The sequence below is a fragment of the Tenacibaculum ascidiaceicola genome, from assembly GCF_047470925.1.
Classification (GTDB): Bacteria; Bacteroidota; Bacteroidia; order Flavobacteriales; family Flavobacteriaceae; genus Polaribacter; species Polaribacter discolor.
Genome location: NZ_JAZKJP010000011.1, coordinates 113,574 through 137,918, shown reverse-complemented (window position 1 = coordinate 137,918; position 24,345 = coordinate 113,574). Strand labels below are relative to the sequence as shown.

Annotated in this window: 21 protein-coding genes and 1 other RNA gene; 7 read left to right on the top strand and 15 right to left on the bottom strand. The window is 32.4% G+C overall.

All coding sequences use genetic code 11. The features are described from left to right. Window positions 1-4: 4 nt before the first annotated feature. The 5 genes from VBY68_RS11875 to VBY68_RS11855 form a co-directional block, all read right to left on the bottom strand. Entirely contained in the window at window positions 5-2,272 is a 2,268-nt protein-coding gene (locus tag VBY68_RS11875; protein WP_121147364.1) for an aconitate hydratase, read from the bottom strand. Between the two features lie 190 nt (window positions 2,273-2,462). Then, entirely contained in the window at window positions 2,463-5,243 is a 2,781-nt protein-coding gene (locus tag VBY68_RS11870) for a bifunctional aconitate hydratase 2/2-methylisocitrate dehydratase (protein ID WP_121147365.1), read from the bottom strand. Between the two features lie 289 nt (window positions 5,244-5,532). Further along, window positions 5,533-5,843: RNase P RNA component class A (gene rnpB / locus VBY68_RS11865), an RNA gene on the bottom strand. A 186-nt stretch (window positions 5,844-6,029) separates the two neighbouring features. Then, the gene (dnaJ, locus tag VBY68_RS11860) at window positions 6,030-7,154 is read right to left on the bottom strand and encodes a molecular chaperone DnaJ (protein ID WP_121147366.1); all 1,125 of its coding nucleotides are present in this window, start codon (window positions 7,152-7,154) and stop codon (window positions 6,030-6,032) included. Window positions 7,155-7,224: 70 nt separating this feature from the next. Further along, window positions 7,225-7,800: a nucleotide exchange factor GrpE gene (locus VBY68_RS11855; protein WP_237271003.1), complete on the bottom strand. Its 576-nt coding sequence runs from the start codon at window positions 7,798-7,800 to the stop codon at window positions 7,225-7,227. Window positions 7,801-7,983: 183 nt separating this feature from the next. Between VBY68_RS11855 and VBY68_RS11850 the strand changes: the two genes are divergently transcribed. Then, complete coding sequence (locus VBY68_RS11850) at window positions 7,984-8,175, top strand: hypothetical protein (RefSeq protein WP_099216630.1); 192 nt, start codon at window positions 7,984-7,986, stop codon at window positions 8,173-8,175. 64 nt (window positions 8,176-8,239) lie between these two features. On the opposite strand, the gene VBY68_RS11845 is transcribed toward VBY68_RS11850, so the two are convergent. The 4 genes from VBY68_RS11845 to VBY68_RS11830 all read right to left on the bottom strand — a co-directional run bounded on the left by VBY68_RS11845 (window position 8,240) and on the right by VBY68_RS11830 (window position 13,447). Continuing rightward, the gene (locus VBY68_RS11845; RefSeq protein WP_415269856.1) at window positions 8,240-9,004 is read right to left on the bottom strand and encodes a DUF6503 family protein; all 765 of its coding nucleotides are present in this window, start codon (window positions 9,002-9,004) and stop codon (window positions 8,240-8,242) included. Between the two features lie 119 nt (window positions 9,005-9,123). After that, window positions 9,124-10,437: a UDP-N-acetylglucosamine 1-carboxyvinyltransferase gene (gene murA, locus VBY68_RS11840; protein ID WP_121147368.1), complete on the bottom strand. Its 1,314-nt coding sequence runs from the start codon at window positions 10,435-10,437 to the stop codon at window positions 9,124-9,126. Next, window positions 10,438-11,070 carry a DUF4290 domain-containing protein gene (locus tag VBY68_RS11835; RefSeq protein WP_415269855.1) on the bottom strand — a complete coding sequence of 211 codons (633 nt, stop codon included), beginning with the start codon at window positions 11,068-11,070 and terminating at the stop codon, window positions 10,438-10,440. 46 nt (window positions 11,071-11,116) lie between these two features. After that, the gene (locus tag VBY68_RS11830; RefSeq protein ID WP_121147369.1) at window positions 11,117-13,447 is read right to left on the bottom strand and encodes an ATP-dependent helicase; all 2,331 of its coding nucleotides are present in this window, start codon (window positions 13,445-13,447) and stop codon (window positions 11,117-11,119) included. Between the two features lie 229 nt (window positions 13,448-13,676). On the opposite strand from VBY68_RS11830, the gene VBY68_RS11825 reads away from it, so the two are divergent. From VBY68_RS11825 to VBY68_RS11815, 3 genes are read left to right on the top strand one after another with little or no spacing between them, the layout of a single operon-like run. Continuing rightward, window positions 13,677-14,294: a SatD family protein gene (locus VBY68_RS11825; protein WP_099216625.1), complete on the top strand. Its 618-nt coding sequence runs from the start codon at window positions 13,677-13,679 to the stop codon at window positions 14,292-14,294. Continuing rightward, entirely contained in the window at window positions 14,291-15,004 is a 714-nt protein-coding gene (locus VBY68_RS11820; protein ID WP_415269854.1) for a DUF3307 domain-containing protein, read from the top strand. The genes VBY68_RS11825 and VBY68_RS11820 overlap by 4 nt, the downstream gene beginning before the upstream one ends. Then, a complete protein-coding gene (locus VBY68_RS11815) occupies window positions 14,994-15,506 on the top strand; it encodes a DUF7935 family protein (RefSeq protein WP_124589859.1) in 513 nt (170 codons plus the stop codon). The genes VBY68_RS11820 and VBY68_RS11815 overlap by 11 nt, the downstream gene beginning before the upstream one ends. 30 nt (window positions 15,507-15,536) lie before the next feature. Here VBY68_RS11815 and VBY68_RS11810 read toward each other — a convergent pair whose 3' ends face one another. From VBY68_RS11810 to VBY68_RS11800, 3 genes are all read right to left on the bottom strand, one after another. Next, window positions 15,537-15,947 (bottom strand): hypothetical protein, encoded by a 411-nt coding sequence (locus VBY68_RS11810; protein ID WP_415269853.1) that lies wholly within the window; start codon window positions 15,945-15,947, stop codon window positions 15,537-15,539. Window positions 15,948-16,068: 121 nt separating this feature from the next. After that, the gene (locus VBY68_RS11805) at window positions 16,069-16,905 is read right to left on the bottom strand and encodes a sulfurtransferase (RefSeq protein ID WP_415269852.1); all 837 of its coding nucleotides are present in this window, start codon (window positions 16,903-16,905) and stop codon (window positions 16,069-16,071) included. Window positions 16,906-16,914: 9 nt separating this feature from the next. After that, on the bottom strand, window positions 16,915-18,240 hold the full coding sequence (locus VBY68_RS11800; RefSeq protein WP_099216620.1) for a dicarboxylate/amino acid:cation symporter: 1,326 nt from the start codon (window positions 18,238-18,240) through the stop codon (window positions 16,915-16,917). Between the two features lie 131 nt (window positions 18,241-18,371). Between VBY68_RS11800 and VBY68_RS11795 the strand changes: the two genes are divergently transcribed. The 3 genes from VBY68_RS11795 (at window position 18,372) to VBY68_RS11785 (ending at window position 20,527) form a co-directional block, all read left to right on the top strand. Continuing rightward, on the top strand, window positions 18,372-19,022 hold the full coding sequence (locus VBY68_RS11795; protein ID WP_099216619.1) for a DUF937 domain-containing protein: 651 nt from the start codon (window positions 18,372-18,374) through the stop codon (window positions 19,020-19,022). An 82-nt stretch (window positions 19,023-19,104) separates the two neighbouring features. Continuing rightward, window positions 19,105-19,416, top strand: a complete 312-nt coding sequence (locus VBY68_RS11790) for a DUF6787 family protein (RefSeq protein ID WP_099216618.1) — start codon at window positions 19,105-19,107, stop codon at window positions 19,414-19,416. Between the two features lie 148 nt (window positions 19,417-19,564). Continuing rightward, window positions 19,565-20,527 (top strand): hypothetical protein, encoded by a 963-nt coding sequence (locus tag VBY68_RS11785; RefSeq protein ID WP_415269851.1) that lies wholly within the window; start codon window positions 19,565-19,567, stop codon window positions 20,525-20,527. A gap of 15 nt (window positions 20,528-20,542) precedes the next feature. Here the strand turns inward: VBY68_RS11785 and VBY68_RS11780 are convergent, their stop codons facing one another. The 3 genes from VBY68_RS11780 to VBY68_RS11770 are packed head-to-tail and all read right to left on the bottom strand — an operon-like array spanning window position 20,543 to window position 24,341. Further along, window positions 20,543-21,409 (bottom strand): mechanosensitive ion channel family protein, encoded by an 867-nt coding sequence (locus VBY68_RS11780; protein ID WP_124589870.1) that lies wholly within the window; start codon window positions 21,407-21,409, stop codon window positions 20,543-20,545. After that, a complete protein-coding gene (locus tag VBY68_RS11775) occupies window positions 21,409-24,123 on the bottom strand; it encodes a DNA gyrase/topoisomerase IV subunit A (protein WP_415269850.1) in 2,715 nt (904 codons plus the stop codon). The genes VBY68_RS11780 and VBY68_RS11775 overlap by 1 nt, the downstream gene beginning before the upstream one ends. 26 nt (window positions 24,124-24,149) lie before the next feature. Beyond that, on the bottom strand, window positions 24,150-24,341 hold the full coding sequence (locus tag VBY68_RS11770; RefSeq protein WP_415269849.1) for a hypothetical protein: 192 nt from the start codon (window positions 24,339-24,341) through the stop codon (window positions 24,150-24,152). Between the last annotated feature and the right edge of the window lie 4 nt (window positions 24,342-24,345).

The window sequence follows — 24,345 nt, the reverse complement described above, 5'->3', positions numbered from 1 at the left end:
TTTGTTAAGCATTTTGTTTTTTAATTAAATTTAAAGCTGAACCTTCTTTATACCATTCAATTTGTCCTTCATTATAGGTATGATTTGTAACAATAACATCTTTTGAACCATCTGCATGAACCACTTCAATTGTTAACGGTTTTCCTGGTGCAAATTCATTTAAATCTAAGAAGTTGAATGTATCGTCCTCTTGAATTAAATCGTAATCTGCTTCATTATCAAATGTTAAACCTAACATCCCTTGTTTTTTCAAGTTTGTTTCATGAATACGTGCAAATGATTTTACTAACACAGCTGCCACTCCTAAATGACGTGGTTCCATTGCTGCATGTTCACGAGAAGAACCCTCACCATAGTTATGATCTCCTACTACAATTGTTTTAATTCCTTTTGCTTTATACTCACGCTGTACTTTAGGTACTGCATCATACTCTCCTGTTAATTGGTTTTTCACGAAGTTTGTCTTCATGTTAAAAGCATTTACAGCTCCAATTAACATATTGTTAGAAATATTATCTAAGTGTCCACGATAACGTAACCAAGGTCCTGCCATAGATATATGGTCAGTTGTACACTTTCCGTGAGCTTTGATTAATAATTTAGCTCCTTTTATAGTATCTCCCAACGGAGTGAATGGAGTTAACAGTTCTAATCGTTCTGAATTGGGATTTACAACTATTTCTACATGGCTTCCATCTTTCTCTGGCGCCAAGTACCCATTATCTTTAACCTCAAAACCTTTTGGAGGTAATTCCCATCCTGTTGGCTCATCAAACATTACCTCTTCTCCATTTTCATTAATTAATGAATCTGTCATTGGGTTAAAATCTAGACGTCCAGAAATTGCAATTGCTGCTGTTAATTCTGGTGAAGCTACGAAAGCATGTGTATTTGGGTTACCATCTGCTCTTTTAGCAAAATTTCGATTGAAAGAGTGAACAATACTATTTTTTGGCGCATTTTTTGGATCACTATATCTAGCCCATTGTCCAATACATGGCCCGCATGCGTTAGTAAATATTTTAGCATCTAAATTTTCAAAGACTTGTAGTATTCCATCTCTTTCAGCTGTAAAGCGTACTTGCTCAGATCCTGGATTAATACCAAACTCTGCTTTTGTTTTCAATCCTTTATCTATAGCTTGTTGTGCAATAGAAGCTGCACGTGATAAATCTTCGTAAGAAGAGTTTGTACAAGAGCCTATTAGCCCCCATTCTACTTGTAATGGCCAATCATTTGCTTGAGCCTTCTCTGTCATTTCTTTTCCTACTGAAGTAGATAAATCAGGAGTAAAAGGTCCATTTAATAATGGGCCTAATTCTGATAAATTGATTTCAATTACTTGGTCAAAATATTGTTCAGGGTTTGCGTATACTTCAACATCTGCAGTTAAGTATTCTTTAATTTCATTTGCTGCATCTGCCACATCATTTCTATCTGTAGCACGTAAATAACGTTCCATAGACTCATCGTAACCGAAAGTAGAGGTTGTAGCTCCAATCTCTGCTCCCATGTTACAAATAGTTCCTTTACCTGTACAAGACATAGCTGTTGCTCCAGGTCCAAAATATTCAACAATAGCTCCTGTTCCTCCTTTTACTGTTAGAATTTCTGCTACTTTTAAAATCACATCTTTAGGTGCTGTCCAACCAGATAATTTACCTGTTAATTTTACACCTATTAATTTAGGAAATTTCAATTCCCAAGGCATTCCTGCCATTACATCTACTGCATCAGCTCCACCTACACCAATAGCAACCATTCCTAACCCTCCAGCGTTTACTGTATGAGAATCAGTACCAATCATCATTCCTCCTGGAAATGCATAATTTTCTAATACCACTTGGTGAATAATTCCTGCTCCAGGTTTCCAGAAGCCAATACCGTATTTATTAGATACAGACTCTAAAAAATCAAAAACCTCACTACTTACATCGTTTGCGTGTTTTAAATCGGTAGCTGCTCCATCTTTTGCCTGAATTAAGTGGTCGCAATGTACCGTTGTTGGTACTGCTACTTTATCTTTTCCTGCTTGCATAAATTGTAACAACGCCATTTGTGCTGTTGCATCTTGACAAGCAATACGGTCTGGGGCAAAATCAACATAATCCTTTCCTCTTTCGAATGCTTTCGTTGGATTTCCGTCCCAAAGGTGTGTGTATAAAATTTTCTCTGCTAATGTTAAAGGTTTACCTGTAATTTCACGAGCAGCATCTACTCGTTCAACTACTTTATTGTATACCTCTTTTATCATGTTAATATCAAAAGCCATATATGTAATTTTTTTGTTGCTGTACGAATTTACCAAAAAAAACAGTACAAAAGATGGAGTAACTATATAATTATAATAAGTTTAAATAAGTTTTTTCTATAGTAGAGTTTTATACAGAAATTAATTAATAACAACAAAGCCCGAGCTTTTAAACTCGGGCTTCTATATTATAACTAATAGTTTTATTTAACTATGAAATTACTAGTTGTTTTTGAGATGGTTTAAACTTTGTTAAAACAATACCATCTACTGCTTTTTCATATTCTTCCATAGTAGGAGTTCTTCCTAAAATAGTAGATAATACTACTACTGGTGTAGAAGATAATAGAGATTCTCCTTTTTTCTCTCCAGAATCTTTTACAACTCTTCCTTGGAATAAACGTGTTGATGTAGCCATTACTGTATCTCCTGGCTCAGCTTTTTCTTGATTCCCCATACATAAGTTACATCCAGGACGTTCTAAGTATAACATGTTTTCATACTTTGTACGTGCTAATCCTTTAGGTGCATTATCATCAAACTCAAATCCTGAATACTTTTGTAATACTTCCCAATCTCCTTCAGCTTTTAACTCGTCTACAATATTGTATGTAGGTGGTGCTACTACTAATGGAGCATTGAATTCTACTTTACCTTCTTGTGCTTCAATGTTCTTTAACATTTGAGCTAAGATTTTCATATCTCCTTTATGAACCATACAAGATCCTACGAAACCTAAATCTACTTTTTTAGTTCCTTCATAGAATGATAATGGACGAATTGTATCGTGTGTATAACGTTTAGAAACATCTTCGTTATTTACATCAGGATCTGCAATCATTGGTTCAGCAATTTCATCTAAATCAATAACAACCTCTGCATAGTATTTTGCATCTGCATCAGGTTTTAATGCTGGTTTAATTCCTGTTTTAACTTCTTGAATTCTAGTATTCGCTTTTTCAACTAAACCTTTTAATACTTGCTTTTCGTTATCCATTCCTTTATCAATCATGATTTGGATACGGTCTCTAGCAATTTCTAATGATTCAATTAATGTTTCATCTTCTGAAATACAGATAGAAGCTTTTGCTTTCATTTCTGCAGTCCAGTCTGTAAATGTAAAGGCTTGATCAGCTGTTAAGGTACCAATATGTACTTCAATAACTCTTCCTTGGAACACATTTTCTCCATCAAACTGCTTTAACATTTGTTGTTGCGTCGCATGTACTACATCACGGAAGTCCATAAAACTTCTCATGTCTCCTTTAAATGTTACTTTAACTGATTCTGGAATTGGCATTGTTGCTTCTCCTGTTGCTAAAGCTAGTGCTACGGTTCCTGAATCGGCACCAAAAGCCACACCTTTTGACATACGTGTGTGAGAATCACCTCCAATAATAATATCCCAATCACTTACTGTAATGTCATTTAACACTTTGTGAATAACATCTGTCATTGCAGGATATTCCCCTTTAGGGTCACGTCCTGTAATTAAACCAAAGTCGTTCATAAACTTCATTAATCTTGGAATATTTGCTTTTGATTTATCATCCCATACTGAAGCTGTATGACAACCAGATTGGTAAGCTCCATCAACTATTGGAGAAATAACAGTAGCTGCCATCATTTCTAACTCCTGAGAAGTCATTAAACCTGTAGTATCTTGAGATCCTACAATATTAACTTCTACACGAACATCAGAACCTGCGTGTAATGTTTTTCCTGGAGTAGTTCCTACTGCATTTTTATTGAAGATTTTTTCAACTGCAGTTAACCCTTGTCCTTCAACAGAAATTTCTTTAGAAGTAGCATATACTTGTGGTACATCAATTCCTAATACTTTAGCAGCAAATGTTTGTAATTTCTTACCAAAAACAACAGCATAAGATCCTCCTGCTTTTATAAACTCCATTTTTTGTGGAGTTAATGCTGTAGAGATATCTTTTAATTCTTTATCTCCGTTATATAATTTCTTAGTTTTTGTATTGATAGTTAAAACAGTACCTGTTTCTACAGAGTATTCTTGCTTTAAAACTGGTTCTCCATCTTCATCAACAATAGTATTACCTTCTGCATCTTTTTGCTTTACCCAGTTTTTAAGATCAATACCAATACCTCCTGTTACTCCAACTGTAGTCAAGAAAATTGGAGAAATTCCGTTAGTACCTGCAATTACTGGTGCAATATTGATAAATGGAACGTACGGACTAGACTCAATACCCGTCCATAAAGCCACATTATTTACACCTGACATTCTAGAAGATCCTACTCCCATAGTTCCTTTTTCAGCAACCAACATCACACGTTTGTCTGGATGTTGCTCTTTAAGTGCTAACAACTCTTTTTGCATATCTTTATTATGCTCAAAAATTGATTGTCCATGTAATTCACGGTCAGATCTTGAGTGTGCATCAGCACCTGGTGATAATAAGTCTGTTGATATATCTCCTACACCTGCTATATATGTAACTACTTTAATTTCTTCCTCTATTTCTGGAAGCTTAGTAAAAAACTCTGCTTGTGCATAGCTTTCAATAAGCTCTTTTGCTATTTTATTACCTGCTTTGTATGCTTCTTCTAAACGCTCTGTATCTGCTTCATATAAGAATACTTGAGTCTTTAATACTTTTGCAGCTTCTTCAGCAATAACAGCATCGCTACCTAAAGCCAAATCAAGTAAAACTTCTATAGAAGCTCCACCCTTCATGTGACCTAACTGCTCTAAAGCAAAAGATGGAGTGATTTCTTCTACTACAGATTCACCAAGAATAATCTCTTTTAAAAAATTAGCTTTTACAGCAGCAGCACTTGTTGTACCTGGTAAAACATTATAAATAAAGAAATTAAGAGAATCTTTTCTGTGTGGATTGTTTTCATCTTTAATTTGTGAGATGATTTCGGTTAACAATTCACTTCCATCAATAGGTTTGGGGTGAAGACCTTGACCTTTTCTTACTTCAATTTCCTTTAGGTAATCTGAGTATGTGTTCATAAAAAAGTTTTGTTTAAAATATTTAGAAGGAAATAGTATAAACTACTATATATTAAAACTGGTTATTACAGCTTTATCCTGTTAATTTTTGCTTAGCAAAAGTAATATTTTAACCTTAATTTTAAAAATAAACAACAAAACAGCCTAAAAAGCAAATTAATTTAATCTGAAAGGTCTATTTTTAAAAATATATCAAAAAAACAACTATAAAAACACCCTATAATTATCAAATTGATAATTAGGTGTTTTTAAGAGATTAGAAAAAAATAGTATAATCATTCTAAATAGGAAAAAAAGCAGACCCATAAGCTGGATTCTGTTCCTTATAAATAAGGTTCTTATCATTTATCTAGTTCTGAAATTACTCTCAGAATCAATCTGCCTACCCCTTAGAATCGCGCGAGTAGCGCTCAAGCTCTAATGTACATGGCATTGCACCGCATAGAGTTTACCTGGTTTCACTACAGCATTACCTGTACATACTTTCTGTTGCACTTGTCCTCGGTTTACACCGGACGGATGTTATCCGCTATGCTACTCTATGGTGTCCAGACTTTCCTACTTACATTAAATTATAAGTCGATAAGATAGGTCTGCTATTATATTGTTATTAAAATAAAAGTTCACACCTCTATTCATAAAAAAACCCACTCAAAAGAATTGAGTGGGAAAATTGCTATGAAAAAGAAAAAGTGTCTAGAACGTCTCCTAGACACTGCAAATATATAACTGTTTTTCGTTTAAAAAAAATTTTATTTAAAAAAAATTACCTTTTTTAAGATTTTTTTAAGAAAACATATCTTTAACCTTTTCAAAGAAAGATTTATCCGACTTCTGTGGGTTTGGGCTAAAGTTCTCATCTTCTTGCATTTCCTCAAAAAACTTACGTTGATCTTTGGTTAACTCTTGAGGTGTCCATACATTTATATGAATTAAGAAATCTCCATGACCATAACGTTCAATACTTGGTAATCCTTTTCCTTTTAAACGTAAAATTTTACCTGATTGCGTTCCTGGTTCAATCTTAATCTTTACTTTTCCTGTAACTGTTTCTACTTCTTTCGATACTCCTAAAACTGCTTCTGAAAAGTTAATATATAAATCGTAATGGATATTACTTCCTTCACGTTTTAAATTTTCGTGTGGTATTTCTTCTATTAACACTAATAAATCTCCTGGAATAGAGTTTTTACCTGGAGCTTCATTTCCTTTACCTCCTACTTTTAATTGTACTCCTTCAGTTACCCCCTCAGGAATATTAATAGAAACGGTTTCTTCTTTTACTATCATTCCCTGCGCATCTGCTCCACTTGGCTTTTTATCTAGCATCTCTCCTGCTCCATGACAAGTACTACAAGTAGTAGCAGTTTGCATCCTACCTAAGATAGTATTGGTTACACGCATTTGTTGTCCGCTACCATTACATGTTGAACATGTTTTGTATGTTACTCCTTCGGCTTGAACTTTTCTACGAACTTTTACCTTCTTTTCAACTCCCTTGGCTATATCTTCTAAAGTTAGTTTTACACGAATACGTAAGTTACTACCTTTTACTCGTGCTTGACGGTGACCTCCACCACCAAAACCACCAAAACCGCCACCAAAGGCTCCTCCGAAAATATCTCCAAATTGGCTAAATATGTCATCCATATTCATACCGCCGCCACCGAAACCTCCATGACCTCCTTCAAAAGCAGCATGACCGTACTGATCGTAACGTGCTTTTTTATTGTCGTCACTTAATACCTCATAAGCTTCTGCAGCTAATTTGAATTTTTCTTCAGCATCTTTATCATCAGGATTCTTATCTGGATGGTACTTGATTGCCATCTTACGATATGCCTTTTTGATTTCAGCTTTTGAGGCTGATTTTGATATTCCTAATATTTCGTAATAATCTTGTTTTGCCATAACTTTCAATGTTCAATTAATTAGTAAACAGTTATTATAATTACTAATAATTGTATTAATGATGATTGTTTTACGCTTGCCCCATTACTACTTTAGGGTGACGAATAATTTTATCTCCTAACTTATATCCCTTCTCTACACAATCAATAATTTTTCCTTTTAAATCATCTGAAGGTGCTGGTATTTGCGTTATTGCATCATGAACTTCTGCATCAAAATCATCTCCTGGTTTTACTTCTATTTCTGTTAATCCTTTTTGAGTTAAGGTATTTTTAAACTTATTATTAATAAGTTCCATTCCTTTTAACAGTTCAGAGTCTTCTGTTTTTTTAATTTCTGCCAAACCTCTATCAAAATCATCCATAATTGGCAGTAAAGCTGTCATTAATTCTTGACTTGCAGTTTTAAAAAGTTCAATACGTTCTTTAGAAGTACGTTTTTTGTAATTTTCAAACTCTGCAAATAATCGTAGATATTTATCTTTCTCAGCTTGAATTAATTCTTCTGCAGTTGGCTCTTCTTTAGCCTCAACCTCTTTATTTTCCTGAGTTTCTTCTTGATTCTCTCCTAAATCGCCTTTTTTAATAGCGTCGTTAATTTCGTCTTCTTTTGTATATTGATCTTTACTCATTGTAAATCGTTTCATGTATTTAACACTTTTTGATTAACAAGAATACTGCCAATAAAAAAAATATGTCATAATGACATTGTAAATATTATTTTATATCTGTCATACAAAAAAGTACATTTATCTTTTGTACAAACAATTCAAAATTATATATTTAAGAAATTTTATTAATTAATTTATAACATAAAAAAGTCCCTCATTATGAAACAGAATTTTTTAAACATTTCAGGAGTTACAATTCTTTCAAAAAACCAACAAAAAAACTTAACAGGTGGTGCTGCTATTGATCTTAGTAAATGTGGATGTGATTGCTCTGGAAGCGTTACAGGTCCTATTTATTGTCATCAATATTTTGCTTGTACGCAAGAATATACATGTAGTGAAGAAATGTAAAAGTTAAAACATAAAAAAAAGCTGTTATCTAAACGATAACAGCTTTTTTATTTCTTGTTTCTAACTAGTTTGGTACAACGCTAACTACTTTTGCCTTTGTAGGCACAATAAATTCTGCTTCTTTAAGGAATTTTATATTAGATAGTTTTGCCTCTCCTATTTGTTCTTCATATCCATTTTTTAAAGACCACATATGAAATGTCCAATTTTTAGCAATTGGTATTGAATTAACTTGTTCAATTTGATTATACTTAATAGCATGAGGTTCTTTTTCTGCTTTTTCTTTTCCTTTACCAAAGGTTACAATATATGCTGCTCCTTCTAAAATATTTGTTTTTGGATTTTTATATATCACATACCAATCGTCTGGTGCATCACCAGTACCAGATTCAAAAGTCAATCTACCTGTTGTAAAATTTTCAGCTCCCCATTTGCTATCACTAAAATTAGACCAAATAGTTCCTTGATCGTTAAGTTTATATGGTAAGCCTAAAAAATATGACCATGTAAAAATATCAAAACGAGCTGTTGCCATATCCTTTTCATTTATTCCTAATGCATACACTTCTTTTCCATCAAAAATAATAAGTGAACCATCTTCTTTTTCTATTTTTATTTTACCTCCTCCTGGTTCTTGTGTTATAATACCTTTTAAATGTTTTTTTCCTCCAAAAGTTATATCAATGGTATATTTAAGGTATTTCTTACCCATAAATGCATTCTTTTTATGAGCTTTTTCTATTGATGATGTAAAAGTTTGAGAACTTTCTTGTGCTGTAAAAATAGTTACTTGAAATAGTAGTATTGCAAGTATGATTCTTGTTTTCATAATATTGATTAAAATTAACCTACTAAGTCGAAATAAACATACTTTAATTACACTTTAATCATAAAAAAATCCCAAATCAATTGATTTGGGATTCATATTTATTTCTTGATGTTACTTTATTAATCATCAATTCTTTCAATTTTAGCTCCAATTGACTTTAAGCGTGCTTCGATATCTTCGTAACCTCTATCAATTTGCTCTATATTATTGATAATACTTGTTCCTTTAGCAGATAATGCTGCTATTAATAACGAAATACCTGCTCGAATATCTGGAGAAGTCATTTTAGTTGCCTTCAACTGTGATTTAAAGTCATGTCCAATTACTGTAGCTCTGTGTGGGTCACATAAAATTACTTTTGCTCCCATATCAATTAATTTATCAACAAAGAACAAACGGCTCTCAAACATTTTCTGATGAATTAACACTGTTCCTTTCGCTTGTGTTGCTACCACTAAAACAATACTTAACAAATCTGGTGTAAATCCTGGCCATGGTGCATCTGCTACAGTTAATACCGACCCATCAATATAACTTTGAATTTCGTAACTTTCCTGTTCTGGAATATAGATATCATCTCCTCTTTTTTCTAACTGAATTCCTAACTTTCTAAATACATTAGGAATTTGTCCTAAATCGTCCCAACTTACATTTTTAATTGTTAACTCAGAACGTGTCATAGCCGCCATACCAATCCAACTACCTATTTCAATCATATCTGGTAAAATAGTATGCTCACAACCTCCTAATGACTCTACCCCTTGTATTGTAAGTAAGTTAGATCCTACTCCAGAAATTTTTGCTCCCATAGAATTCAACATTTTTGATAATTGTTGAATGTATGGTTCACAAGCTGCATTATATATTGTCGTAGTTCCTTTAGCTAGTACTGCAGCCATAATAATATTTGCTGTACCAGTTACCGAAGCTTCGTCTAACAACATCTCTGCTCCTACTAATCCTGTTTCAGTTTCAACTCCATAGAAATACTCTTCACGGTTGTAACGGAATTTAGCTCCTAAGTTAATGAATCCTTCAAAGTGAGTATCTAAACGACGACGTCCTATTTTATCTCCTCCTGGACGTGGAATATATCCTTTTCCAAAACGAGCTAATAATGGCCCCACAATCATAATAGAACCTCTTAAAGAACTTCCATCTCTTTTGAATTCTGCTGACTCAAGATATTTTAAATTGATATCATCTGCTTGAAAACTATACGAGTTTTTAGATAATTTTTCTACCTTAACTCCTAATTCTCCTAAAATAAAAATCAGTTTATTGACATCAATAATATCAGGAACATTATTTATAATTACTTTTTCTGACGTTAATAACACCGCACATATAACCTGTAATGCTTCATTTTTTGCTCCTTGTGGTGTTATTGTTCCTTTTAATTTGTGACCTCCTTCTATTTTAAATGATGCCATTTACTTTTTTCTATATTTAGTATTTGTTTTTCCTTTTGTTTTGTGCTGCCCTTGGCCTCCTCTTTTTCTCAATAGACTCTTACTATCTGTTAAGTCTTCTTCTGTATTACGAATATCTATTTTACCATCAGACAACTCATATAAGTGATCAAAAATCACACTATCGTCAACTGTATCTTTATTCCAGTTTAAATAGCACTTTTTCATATGGTTTGCAATGGTAAATACCAATGCTTCTTTCATTTCTCCTTCTTCCCATGTTAATGCAACATCAATCATGGTTTGAATATTCGTTCCATAAAAACGATATTTTGATGCTGATTTAGGATATGGCAATCGCTCAGGAGATTCTTGTAACTCTTCTTTTGAAGGTGTTTCGTATGGAGAATCAACATCTAATTTAAAATCTGCCATTATATGTAACTGATCCCAAAGTTTATGCTTAAAGTCAGGCACATCTCTTAAATGAGGTTGTAAATTCCCCATTACATCAATAATAGCTTTAGCCATTGTGTTTCGCTCTTCTTTATCTTCTAATGCAATACAATGGTTCACTAATTTTTGTATATGTCTCCCATATTCTGGGATAATTAATTTGGATCTTTTCGAATTGTATTCTAAATCAAACGTCATTTCTCTATATTTTATCTATGCAAAATAGGTAATTATTATGAATTATCTACCCGATTACTTTCAATTTTGCAAATTGTAACAATAATTTCTTTTTACCTACTGTACTAAACTCTATTTCTGCTTTTTTATTGGGGCCTTTACCTTCTAAAGCTACAACTTTTCCTGTTCCAAATCGGTTATGCTCTACTACATTCCCTACCGTTATTTCTCCATCAAACAAATTCATTTTCGGGCTCATTTCTGAAACCTTTTTCATTTTACTTTTTGGAGGAACCATATTTGGTTTTTCCTTCTTTGCTAAAAATTCTTTTCTCTTTTTTTGAATTGGTTTTTGGAAACGTATTTTCTTTGGTGTATCATCTTCAAACAAGCTAGCATCAATAAATCTATTTACCGAAGGTTCTGGTACTTTTGGAGTTAAGTATTCTAAATACTGATCATCAATTTCTTCTAAAAATCTACTAGGTTCTCCATCGGTTAATTTACCCCAACGATAACGTGTTTGTGCATAAGTCAAGTAAGCTCCTTTTTCTGCCCTTGTTAGCGCTACATAAAATAAACGACGTTCTTCTTCTAACTCACTACGAGTATTCATACTCATTGCTGAAGGGAATAAACTTTCTTCTAAACCTACAATATATACATAAGGAAATTCTAATCCTTTTGACAGGTGAATCGTCATTAGTGAAACTCTAGGTTCTTCGTCTTGTTTATCAGAATCAAAATCAGTCGCTAGTGCTACATCTTCTAAAAATGATGTTAACGAAGCATCCTCACCAGTTTCAATTTTATCGGTAATAAAGTCTTTTATTCCGTTTAAAAGTTCTTGAACGTTTTCAACTTTATTAACTCCTTCTGGCGTTCCGTCTTTTTGTAAATCTTTAACTAACTGGGTTTGTTTTACCACCAAATCAGCAATTTCAAAAGCATTTTTTGTTTGTGATTCAATTTGAAAACGCTGAATCATATTTACAAAATTCTGCAACTTTGTTTTGGTTCCAGAATTAAGATTAATATCTACTGTGTTGATATTCTTTAAAATATCAAACATTGATTTTTTATAATGATTCGCTGCAATTGTTAATTTATCAAGCGTTGTAGCTCCAATTCCTCTTGCTGGATAGTTAATGATACGTTTTAATGCTTCCTCATCATTCGGATTGATTAAAATTCGTAAATATGATAGTAAATCTTTAATTTCTTTACGTTGATAGAATGAGATTCCTCCGTAAATTTTATATTTAATATCCTTTTTACGCAATGCATCTTCTATTGCTCTTGATTGTGCATTAGTACGATAGAGAATAGCAAACTGATCACTTGTTAACTGATGATTCATTTGATTTTCCCAAATAGATTGCGCTACAAAACGTCCTTCTTCTCCATCAGAAATTGTACGCATTACTTTTACACTATCTCCTGCATCATTTGCTGTCCAAATTTCTTTGTCTAACTTGGTTTTATTCTTATCAATAACACTATTCGCAGCACGTACAATGTTACTTGTTGAACGATAGTTTTGTTCTAACTTAAACGTTTTTACATCTGGATAATCCTTCTGGAAGTTTAAGATGTTTTGAATGTTCGCACCACGGAATCCATAAATACTTTGAGAGTCGTCTCCTACCACACAAATGTTCTGAAAACGATCTGCCAACGCACGTACTATCAAATATTGAGAATGGTTGGTATCTTGGTACTCATCTACCAAAATATAGCGAAAACGATCTTGATACTTAGCTAACACATCTGGAAAACGCGCCAACAATTCATTCGTTCGCAGTAGTAAATCGTCAAAATCCATAGCTCCTGACTTAAAACATCTATCTACATATTCTTTATAAATATCACCTGTTCTAGGTCTACTTGCCTCTAAGTCGGCTTGTTGTAAATCAGAATTATTAAAATAAGCCCTAACCGTTATCAAGCTGTTTTTAAAAGAAGAAATTCTGCTTAAAATTTGCTTAGGCTTGTATCTGTCTTTATCTAAGTTCATTTCTTTGATAATCGCTGTTATCAATCGAACTGAATCTTGTGTGTCGTAAATGGTGAAATTTGACGGATATCCTAATCGGTCAGCTTCAGAACGTAAAATACGTGCAAAAACTGAGTGAAAAGTTCCCATCCAAAGGTTTTTAGCTTCACTATAACCTACAACTTTACCAATACGATCTTTCATTTCACGGGCAGCTTTGTTGGTAAATGTTAACGATAAAATGTTAAAAGCATCTACTCCTTGCTCCATTAAATAGGCAATTTTGTAGGTCAACACTCTCGTTTTACCCGATCCTGCTCCTGCTATAATTATCATTGGGCCGTCTTTTTGCAAAACAGCTGCTCTCTGTGGTTCGTTAAGTTGCTCTAAATAAGTACTCAATGGAAATTAAATTGAAAGAATTTTAAAAATGGAAAATTAACCAATCTTTTAGGTTTTTTAAAGATTCTAACCCTTTTTTTATTCACTAATTTAAATTACTATAAATTTCAGCTTTAACCCGAATTAACAATAATTCGTCTTAAAACCCTTATTTATAAATATTCGCTTTAAAAACCGAATTATTTGGTGTTTCAAATTTGAAAACCTATTTTTACTAAAATTTATATACATGACAAGTGTAATTACCGGTGATATTATTAATTCTAGAGGTGTTTCTGCTGAAACATGGCTCCCTTTATTAAAGGATTCCTTTAATTCTATTGGAAAAACACCAAAAACATGGGAACTTTTTCGTGGAGATAGTTTTCAAATTGAAATTGAAAATATTACTGACGCTCTTCTCTATGCTATTAAGCTAAAAGCTACTATTAAGAAAATAAAAGATTTAGACATTCGTTTAGCTATTGGTATTGGTAATAAAAGTTTTGATACTGAAAAAATTACCGAAGCCAACGGCGAAGTCTTTATAAATTCTGGATATGCATTTGATTATTTGTTAAAAAAACAAAATTTGGCTTTAAAAACTCCTTGGGAAAATATTAATGAAGAATTTGAAGTTTCTTTAGGTTTAAGTTTGTTAATAATGGATAACTGGACAACTAATTCTGCTGCTTTTGTGTATATGTCAATACAAAACCCTGAGTGTACTCAAAAAGTTATTGCTAAAAAACTAGCTATTTCAGAAAGTAGTGCTAGCGAACGAAGAAAGCGTTCTGGGTTTGATGAAATTATGAAACTAGAGAAACGTTATAGAAAACTTATGAATCAGAAACTAACCAACTTATGATATTGTTCTTAAAACTACTTATTGCTCATTTATTAGGCGATTTTGTGTTTCAGCCTAAAAACTGGGTGAAAAACAAAGAGAAAAAGAAAATAAAATCTATAAAACTATATGCTCACATAGGCGTTCATACAGTTTTATTACTATTATTATTACAATTTAACTCTACATATTGGAGTGCTTTTTTACTTGTAATTATTACTCATTACCTAGTTGATCTTGGAAAACTATATCTTCAAAAGAAAAAGAACAAACGTCTATTTTTCTTTTTAGATCAAGCTTTACATATATTCTTTTTAGGGCTTGCCACCTATATTTATTCTCCTTTTAAGATTAATATTGACGCTATTTTAACTAAGCAAAACTTATTACTTTTTGCTTCTTTAATTTTTGTTACTTACACCTCTTCTATCATTATAAATACGTTAATTTCAAAATGGAATCCTGAAAAGGGTAATAAATCAACAGAACAATCGTTAGCCAATGCAGGTAGGTACATTGGTTTTTTAGAACGTATATTAATTTTTGTTTTTATTGCAATTAACCAATGGGCAGGTGTTGGTTTTTTACTTGCTGCAAAATCTATATTTAGATTTGGAGATTTAACTGCATCAAAAGACAGAAAGCTTACTGAATATGTACTAATTGGAACTTTATTAAGTTTTGGATTGGCAATTTTAACAGGACTCGTATATTCGCATTATGGAAGATAAAATTATTGAAGGGCTTGCTTATGCCCTACCAGCATTAGTAACTGGCGGTGTGGCTTACCTAATTTTGGGTCGCTTTATTGAACAGGATAATAAAGAAAAAACATTTAATGCTTTAGTTGAAAAAAAGCGTGAAAGTTTACCTACAAAACTACAAGCATATGAGCGTATGTTATTGTTTTGTGAACGTATCAATCCATCAAAATTATTATTAAGAGTTAACCCTATTGGAGATGATACTGATAATTATCTACAACTTTTAATTGGTAACATAGAACAAGAATTTGAACATAATTTAGTACAACAACTATACATTTCTGATGATAGCTGGAAAGCTGTTACTGCTGCTAAGTTGGGTATTATAGCAAAGCTTCGTTCTACAGCAGAAGATTCTGAAACCGCTAAAGACTTACGAGAAAATGTGTTAATTGACTACTCGCAACAAGAAAGTCCAGCAAATACAGCAATCTCCTTTTTAAAACAAGAAGTAAAGAAATTGATATAAAAAAAAAGCATCTATAAGTAGATGCTTTTTTTAATTTGTGACATATGTTCTTTTATATTCTGTTCGTGAACCTTTTATATATTCCGGAATTTCACTTCTACTAATCTTTTTTATACTCAACGGCTTCCCATTCATAACAAGATAACCTTTCCTCTCTCCTAAGAGATTAGAAAATGCCAGATAATTTTTATCAGACCAACCTCCATATTTCTTTTGCATATTATAGGTTTCTGAATTTTTCTTTTTATCAGCACGAATCAAAACAGCTCTATTATTATGGGTACTATACATTCTTACATGCAAGCCATGATTTTTATCATTCTTAATTAAAGCTAAATAAATTTTCGCACCACTTTTAAACTCTCCTAACCAGTAGGTTCTTTGAGAAAAGCTAATTGCACTTATAAATAGAAACAAAAATAAAAGAGTAGTTTTTTTCATAAAAAATTAGTTTAAGCTACTAACTTAAACATTTTTTTAAAGCAAACTAAGAAAATATAACTTATTTATTTTAAACCACTTATAAACAACACTAATAAAAGCTTCTTTTTATCTCTTTTAATTATTTCTCTACTGGTAACTCTAATCTACTAGCCCACTCTGTCCAAGAACCATCATATACACTATAGTTAGTATTTCCTGACTCTTCTGCTCCTAAAGCTAAAATACATGCCGTAATTCCCGAACCACATGAAAAAATCATTTCTTCTTTATTCGGATTCATATCTGAAAATATTTTTTGAAGTTCTTCTTTCGATTTCATCTTCCCTTCTAATTGCAATTCTGCATAAGGCAAACTTTTAGAATTTGGTATATGACCTCCTCTTAAGTCTTTTCTTGGCTCTGGCTCCGTAGCATAAAACCTTCCTTTAGAGCGAGCATCCAATATAACCTTATTACCTCGAGAAGCTTTTAACACTTCCTCCGTAACACTTATTTTTTCCTTATTAAGATTCGTTTTGAAGTTTCCTACTAAGGGTTTTCTTTCTTTTTTTAACTCGACTATATAACCAGCATCTTTCCAAGCTGGTAAACCTCCGTTTAAAACCGTAATATTAGTAAACCCAAATATTTTAAACAACCACCAAACTCTTGGTGCTGAATACACTCCTAAATCGTCATAAACAACAACACAGCTATCATTATTTATTCCTAATTTTTGAACCTCATTTTCAAAATGTTTCTCTGACGGAACTGTATTAGGATATTCTCCTTCAACATCTAAAAAGATATTCTTTAAATCAAAGAAAACAGCATTTTGAATCTGCTGTTTTTCTTTTTTATTATCTAATTTTGTCCCTACTTTCTGAATAGTTGCATCAAGAATTATTAAGTTATTTACACTTAAATTATCGTGTAACCAATCAACAGAAACTATAGGTGATTTTACTGTAAGCATACAACAAGTTTATTTTACTTCATCATAATGTTCATCCCATTCATGTGGATGTGGTTTTCCTAACTTCCCTACAGATTTAGCTACTAAAGTAGACACTGTTGCATCACCAGTTACGTTGATGACTGTTCTACACATATCTAACGGTCTATCAACCGCAAAAATCAATGCTAAACCTATTGCTAGTTTATCTGCTGGAAAGCCAACTGATTCTAATACAATTACTAACATTACCATACCTGCTCCTGGTACTGCTGCTGATCCTATTGATGCCAACAAAGCTGTTAAAATAATTGTTAGCTGATCTCCAAAAGTTAAATCGAAACCTAAAGCTTGTGATATAAATACAGCAGCTACAGCTTGATATAAACTAGTACCATCCATATTAATGGTAGCTCCCACAGGTAACACAAAACTCGATACTTCTTTATCAACTCCAATATGCTCCTCTACTCGCTCCATCGTAACAGGTAATGTTGCCGCACTTGAACTGGTTGAAAATGCTAATAACTGTGCTGGGCTTATTTGCTTTAAAAACCATAATGGGTTTTTCTTCGTAAATACACTTATTAAAACCATGTAAAGTGCTACCATTAATAATAATCCTCCTATGACTGTTAATCCATATTTTAGCAACGCTAATAATAAATCTGGATCATTTGAAGAAACCACAACATTTGCTAATAATGCAAACACTGCGTAAGGAGCTGTTAACATTATTAAATCTACCATTTTTAACACGACTTCATTTAATGAATCAAAGAAATTTTTTAATGGTTTTGCATTTTTCTCACCCACCAACAACATTGATATACCTAAGAAAATAGTAAAGAAAATTACTTGCAACATTGCTTTATTGTTACTCATCGCCTGCATAGCATTATCAGGAACCATGTCTTCTAAAAATTGAAGCGGACCACTCTCTTTTTGCTTACTAGCCTCAGCTATTTTAGCTTGTACACCTTCACTATTTGCATAATCTGCCGTTAATTTTGCTATGGTATCTTCTGAAATACCATCTCCAGGCTGTACAACATTTACTAATAGTAATCCTATTGTTATAGCTATTACTGTTGTACCTATATATATTAATATAGTACGTAAACCAATATTTTTAAATTTTGAAATGTCTTTTAAGTCAGATATACCTTTTACAAGAGAAGCAATAATTAGTGGTACTGCTATTAGCTTTAATAATTTTACGAAAATAGTTCCTAAAGGCTTTATCCAATCAGATACGAATGTCGCTCCATTATCTACAAAGGTCATTCCTAACCCAAATAAAATACCTAAAACCATTCCTATTAAAATTTGCCAGTGTAGTGCAAGTTTCTTCATATAATATATTAATCTATTAATTTTTTTCTGGCCGTAAGGTATAAAGAATTATTTAAAAAAAAGTGACCTTGAGTTCGTATATTGTGTCCCATAAATTAGATACTAAGTACTAACCATATTAAAATAAAAAGATGACTGGAATTTTAGATTTATTAAATAGTGATACCGGAAAGGCAATAATATCTGGTGTTGCTGGCTCTACAGGACAAGATACTAATAAAACTAGTAGTGTTTTAACGATGGCACTACCTGTTTTAATGAAAGCAATGCAACGAAATGCTGCTACACCTCAAGGTGCTGAAAGTTTAAAAAGTGCATTAAATAAGCATGATGGTGGAATCTTAGATAATTTAGGAGATTTATTTAATGGTGGAGTTAACTCTGATGTTTTACAAGATGGTAATAAAATTTTAGGTCATGTTTTAGGAAACAAACAACAAGGAGTGGAAAAAGTTATTGGACAAAAAGCTGGAATGGATTCTGGTGCTGTTGCTGATATCTTAAAAACTGCAGCTCCAATTTTAATGGGATTATTAGGTAAGCAATCCCGTCAAGAAAACATAAATAATTCGAGTGATTTAAGTGGACTTTTAGGAGGTTTACTTGGTGGTAATTCTGCTCAAAAAGAACAAAGTTTCTTAGAACAAATATTAGATGCTGATGGTGATGGTAGCATTGTTGATGATGTAGCTGGAATGATTTTAGGAAACGCTGGTGGTAGTCAACAAAAGTCAGGTGGACTTTTAGGAGGGCTATTAGGCGGAGTATTTGGAAAAAAATAACTTTTCATTTATAATATAATCAAAGGGCAAACATTTGTTTGCCCTTTTTCTTTTAACTACTTTTGCCACGATATTAGTATTTATGGAGAAACTAAAACAACGTTGGGGCATAGAAAACAATTGGGCTTTAGCAGCCATTTTTATAGTTTTCGCAATAAACGGTTCTTTTGCCGCATGGGTTGCTAAACCTATTACTAACTTATTAGGTTTATCTCCACAAACAATGAGCCCTTGGCTATACTATCCTTTAAGGGTTTCTCTTATTTTTCCTATTTACCAGACTACTTTACCTTTAGTTGGATGGCTTTTTGGTCAATTTAAGTTCTTTTGGGAATTTGAAAAGAAGTTCTTAAGTAGATTAGGACTAAGTTTTTTATTCAAAAAAGCAAATTAATAATTCAATTATTTAAAAATCAGTTATTTACCTATACTTTTCTCTAAAGTATTTTTTACTTTTGTAATATTATTAGCTAAATAATAATACTTCCTCTCTTTTACTTCCCTTGTTTTAAGATAGAATTACTAACTAAACTCTTTTCTATATGAAAACTTTCCTAAAAGAGACTCTAGCTCTCATAATTATATGTTGTTCGTTTTTAATCTTTCAATCTTGTAAAAAAGAGAAGAAACAAACTGATAATATTACTGAAACCAAAAAAGAAGTTATTAAGAAGAAAAAGGTAATTGAAATTATTACAGAAAGTATGGATTTTCAAATGCCTGATACCATAACTTCCGGTTGGAATACGTTTCGTTACATCAATAAATCTCCACAAACACACTTTTTTCTTATTGACAAATACCCTGAAGGAAAAAATTCTAAGGATGCTAAAGAATATGTAGCACCTGTTTTTGATGAGGCTATGAAGCTTATTAATGAAGGTAAAACAAAAGAAGGGTTTGCTGAGTTTGCTAATTTACCTGAATGGTTTAGTGAAGTTGTTTTTTTAGGTGGTAGCGGATTACTTTCTCCAGAAAACACAGGAGAAACTACACTTTATTTAAACCCCGGGAATTATATGCTTGAGTGCTATGTAAAAATGAGTAATGGAGTATTTCATACTTCTATGGGAATGGTTAAAGATGTTGTTGTTTCTGATAATGACTCTGGAAATTCTGACCCCAAAGCAGATGCTAACATAACGATCTCTAGTACTGATGGTATTGTTTTAAAAGATTCAGTTTTTGCTGGAAAACGCACTTTCTCTGTATACTTTAAAGATCAAATTACGTATGAAAGTTTTGTTGGGCATGATATTAACTTAGTAAAACTACAAAGTAAAACTAATCTTAAGAACTTAGAAAATTGGATGAATTGGGCTGATCCTAAAGGGCTAATTGAACCTGCGCCTTCTGATGTTACTTTTTTAGGTGGGGTTAATGATATGCCTACTGGTAATAAAGCTTATTTTACTGCAATAGTAAATAAAGGTATTTATGGGTTAATTTCAGAGGTTCCTAATCCTTCCGAAAAAAACTTATTTATAACTTTTGAAGTATATTAAATAAAAAGAGCAAACCTAGTTTGCTCTTTTTATTATTTCATTTATGTTGATTGGTATCGGTAAGTCCACTCCCTCTTCAAGAAAACGCTTATGTACTGCTTCTTTTAAAGCACATTTGGTTTTGAACTCTTGGAATGGTTCATTTAACCATACATAGGCTCGCATATGAATATGATCTGGGTACACATCAATAACACGAACATCTACTTGGTGTATATCACTCATCACTTGATCTGGTGTACGATAATCAATAACAGTTGGTAACTTAATAGCTTCTTCTTGTATTATTCTCCTAGCTAAATCAATATCTGCTTTTAATCCTATTTTGAAGTTATTAAAACTCAATACATGAGAGTCTTCTATGGTATGATTTAAAATAGAATCTGTACTTATTACCGAGTTAGGTATTATTAAACGTTTGTTTTCAAAGTTATTTATCACGGTATGTCTCAACGTTATATCTTCAACAATACCCACTCGTGTGTCATCCAACTTAATATAGTCTCCTACTCTAAACGGGCGGAATATAACAATAAAAGCCCCTGCTATTAAGTTAGATAGAGCTGCTTGTGCAGCAAAACCTATAATGGCTGCTAAAATACCAGCCCCAGAAAAAATTAACGTTGCTTTACTTCTAAAAGCAGGCACCGTCATAATTAAATAAACAACACTTAAAAGCCCTATTACAAACGATACTGAGTTTCGCAAAAACTGAATACTTGTTCTTCCAAAACGATCTTCTTTTTTACTTTTTATCAGTTGCCAAATAATAGCTCTTACCAATCTTGAAATAATCCAAGACACTAAAAATACAACTACAATGTATCCTAAAACACCAAAAAAGGTATCTAAATTAAAGCGGTATGGTAAAAACTTATCCATTAAAATAACGCTGTTTGACTTTCGTCATCTTTATCTTTCTTCTTCTTTTGAAGTGCTCTCTCTAATGCCTTTTTTGCCTTATCTTCTTTAGATTCTACAAACTCTTTATCTTTAGGTTTAACATCTTCTACTTCCAAAGGTAATGCTTCCTCTTTAATTTCTTCTTCATCGTTTACCTCAATATCCTCTACTTTTTCCTCTTCTGGTTCTTCATAAGGTAACGATTCTAATAAGTTTACGGTTCTTATTTTGTCTGTTGTTAATTGATTTCCTTGGGCTTTAATCCCTTTAACTGCTATAAAATCTTCAAAATTAACTTCAATTTTATCTAAACTTCTTTTTGAGAAAATTACCTCAGCCATAGGACGATAATCTGTAGCTATTATTTCTAACTTTGATTTCTCATCTTCTGATATAAAAAGCTCTTCCTTATCTGGTGTTTCAACTAAGAATCGTTTAACAAAATAACGTTCTTTTACGCCATCAAAATAAATTGCTGAAATAGGTTTTTGAGGTTTCCACTTTTCTAACACAATCATATCATTTTCAAAGTGCATCGCTAAATCTGGCGATACTGCTTTGATTTTTCCTGATTGGGTTGCTATTAAAATTTTATCTTCTGCTTTAAACTCTCCTAACAGCTCTCCTCTACCATCAACATTTAAACGTTGTACCGTGTCGTCAAACCAAATTTTTCTAGGTTTTAAAGTTGAAACTCCCGCTTCTTTAAACTCTACTTTTTTAATTGAGTACTTGGTTACTAAGTTACCTCTAACGCTACGTCCTTTTATTGCTAAATCAGCAAAATCAATATCCCATTTTAGTTTTTTAACACTTCCTACAGCTCTGAGTAAAATAGTTACTACCTCAGCTTCTCCGTTAGAGTTGGCTGTGAAATACAATACTTTTGATTTTGGGTCTCCATTAGCTAGGTTATACTCCTTATCTCTAGTCACTGACGTTACATTAAAACGCTTCATGTATGAAGGTCCTTTTGCTCCATCACGATAAATCATATTATAAACTGTACGCTTATCTTTTTTCTTGAATATAGCAACATGAATAATTCCTTTCCCTACGAAGGTTTTAGAATCTACTTTTGTCACTACCATTGAGCCATTATCTCTAAACACTATAACATCGTCAATATCGGCACAATCGGTAACGTATTCGTCTTTTCGTAAAGATGTTCCTATAAACCCTTCTTCTCTATTTACATAAAGTTTTGAGTTACGCATTACTACTTTGGTAGCAACGATATCATCAAAAATGCGGATTTCTGTTTTACGCTCTTTTCCTTTTCCGTATTTTGCTTTTAGATCTTTAAAATAGTCAATTGCAAAATCAATTAGGTTGTCTAAATAATTTTTAACCTCTGCTATTTTTTCTTCTAAACCTTCAATAAATTGTTTTGCTTTATCAATATCAAACTTAGAGATTTTCTTAATTCTTATTTCTGTTAAACGAACAATATCTTCTTCGGTTACTTCTCTTTTTAGGTGTTTTGTATGAGGTTTTAGTCCTTTATCAATTGCTTCAATTACTCCTTCCCAGGTTTCTACTTCTTCAATGTCACGATAAATTCTGTTTTCAATAAAAATACGTTCTAAAGAAGCAAAATGCCATTGTTCTTCTAATTCGTGTAATTGAATTTCTAATTCACGTTTTAGTAACTCTACCGTAAAATCTGTTGATTTTTTCAACACTTCGTTTACTCCAATAAATACTGGCTTGTTGTCTTCAATGATACAACATAACGGAGAAATTGAATTTTCACAACTGGTAAAAGCATATAATGCATCAATTGTTTTATCTGGTGATACATTAGCTGGTAAGTGCACTAAGATTTCAACATTGGCTGCTGTGTTATCTTCAATACGTTTAATCTTAATTTTCCCCTTTTCATTGGCTTTTAAAATACTATCAATTAACGATGATGTAGTTGTACCAAAAGGAACTTCAGTAATTACTAATGTTTTTTTGTCTAAAGCTGATATTTTTGCTCTTACTCTTACTTTTCCTCCTCGTTTCCCTTCATTATAGTTGGTAACATCTGCTATTCCACCAGTTAAAAAATCGGGTACAAGTGTAAAACTTCTTCCTTTTAAGTATTTTACAGAAGCATCTATTAACTCGTTAAAGTTGTGTGGTAATATTTTTGTTGATAATCCTACCGCAATACCTTCTGCACCTTGTGCTAACAATAAAGGGAATTTTACAGGTAAGTTTACAGGTTCTTTTTTACGTCCATCATACGATGCTTGCCACTCGGTAGTTTTAGCATTGAAAACAACATCTAACGCAAATTTTGATAAACGTGCTTCAATATAACGAGAGGCTGCTGCACGGTCTCCTGTTAAAATATTACCCCAGTTACCTTGCATGTCGATTAGCAGCTCCTTTTGTCCCATTTGCACCATGGCATCAGCAATTGAAGCGTCTCCATGAGGGTGATACTGCATTGTGTGACCAACAATGTTTGCTACTTTGTTATAGCGTCCATCATCTAAATCTTTCATTGAATGCATAATACGACGTTGCACGGGTTTAAACCCATCTTCCATTGATGGTACTGCACGCTCTAAAATTACATATGAAGCATAATCTAAAAACCATTCTTTATACATTCCCGTAACCTTGGTTATGGTTTCTGTATTTTCTAGAGGTTGATTTAGTTCTTCGTCGTGTTCGTAATTGTTATTTTCTTCACTCATGTATGAATGTTTAAACGTTTATTCGTTTAAGAGTTGGTTTGTTTCTTTTTGATTAGTAAAAAAATAGCTATCCAAACTAAGGCTGCAACTATCATATTGATATAGGATGAACTATTTGCCTCCCAACTTAAATTGTCAAAATCTACGTTAAATACGTTGACAAAAAAAATTGTAGATGCTATTATTAAATATATTCTTCCTCTTCTATTTCTATCCATTCCT

What these genes read in the sequence shown, in the direction of transcription:
- VBY68_RS11855 (WP_237271003.1), bottom strand. Translation starts at nt 7,800, where the DNA reads ATGAAACGATTTACAATGAGTAAAGATCAATATACAAAAGAAGACGAA.
- VBY68_RS11780 (WP_124589870.1), bottom strand. Translation starts at nt 21,409, where the DNA reads ATGGATAAGTTTTTACCATACCGCTTTAATTTAGATACCTTTTTTGGT.
- VBY68_RS11805 (WP_415269852.1), bottom strand. Translation starts at nt 16,905, where the DNA reads ATGCTTACAGTAAAATCACCTATAGTTTCTGTTGATTGGTTACACGAT.
- dnaJ (WP_121147366.1), bottom strand. Translation starts at nt 7,154, where the DNA reads ATGGCAAAACAAGATTATTACGAAATATTAGGAATATCAAAATCAGCC.
- murA (WP_121147368.1), bottom strand. Translation starts at nt 10,437, where the DNA reads ATGGCATCATTTAAAATAGAAGGAGGTCACAAATTAAAAGGAACAATA.
- VBY68_RS11835 (WP_415269855.1), bottom strand. Translation starts at nt 11,070, where the DNA reads ATGACGTTTGATTTAGAATACAATTCGAAAAGATCCAAATTAATTATC.
- VBY68_RS11875 (WP_121147364.1), bottom strand. Translation starts at nt 2,272, where the DNA reads ATGGCTTTTGATATTAACATGATAAAAGAGGTATACAATAAAGTAGTT.
- VBY68_RS11870 (WP_121147365.1), bottom strand. Translation starts at nt 5,243, where the DNA reads ATGAACACATACTCAGATTACCTAAAGGAAATTGAAGTAAGAAAAGGT.
- VBY68_RS11790 (WP_099216618.1), top strand. Translation starts at nt 19,105, where the DNA reads ATGGAGAAACTAAAACAACGTTGGGGCATAGAAAACAATTGGGCTTTA.
- VBY68_RS11785 (WP_415269851.1), top strand. Translation starts at nt 19,565, where the DNA reads ATGAAAACTTTCCTAAAAGAGACTCTAGCTCTCATAATTATATGTTGT.
- VBY68_RS11775 (WP_415269850.1), bottom strand. Translation starts at nt 24,123, where the DNA reads ATGAGTGAAGAAAATAACAATTACGAACACGACGAAGAACTAAATCAA.
- VBY68_RS11770 (WP_415269849.1), bottom strand. Translation starts at nt 24,341, where the DNA reads ATGGATAGAAATAGAAGAGGAAGAATATATTTAATAATAGCATCTACA.
- VBY68_RS11815 (WP_124589859.1), top strand. Translation starts at nt 14,994, where the DNA reads ATGGAAGATAAAATTATTGAAGGGCTTGCTTATGCCCTACCAGCATTA.
- VBY68_RS11825 (WP_099216625.1), top strand. Translation starts at nt 13,677, where the DNA reads ATGACAAGTGTAATTACCGGTGATATTATTAATTCTAGAGGTGTTTCT.
- VBY68_RS11845 (WP_415269856.1), bottom strand. Translation starts at nt 9,004, where the DNA reads ATGAAAACAAGAATCATACTTGCAATACTACTATTTCAAGTAACTATT.
- VBY68_RS11800 (WP_099216620.1), bottom strand. Translation starts at nt 18,240, where the DNA reads ATGAAGAAACTTGCACTACACTGGCAAATTTTAATAGGAATGGTTTTA.
- VBY68_RS11795 (WP_099216619.1), top strand. Translation starts at nt 18,372, where the DNA reads ATGACTGGAATTTTAGATTTATTAAATAGTGATACCGGAAAGGCAATA.
- VBY68_RS11820 (WP_415269854.1), top strand. Translation starts at nt 14,291, where the DNA reads ATGATATTGTTCTTAAAACTACTTATTGCTCATTTATTAGGCGATTTT.
- VBY68_RS11810 (WP_415269853.1), bottom strand. Translation starts at nt 15,947, where the DNA reads ATGAAAAAAACTACTCTTTTATTTTTGTTTCTATTTATAAGTGCAATT.
- VBY68_RS11850 (WP_099216630.1), top strand. Translation starts at nt 7,984, where the DNA reads ATGAAACAGAATTTTTTAAACATTTCAGGAGTTACAATTCTTTCAAAA.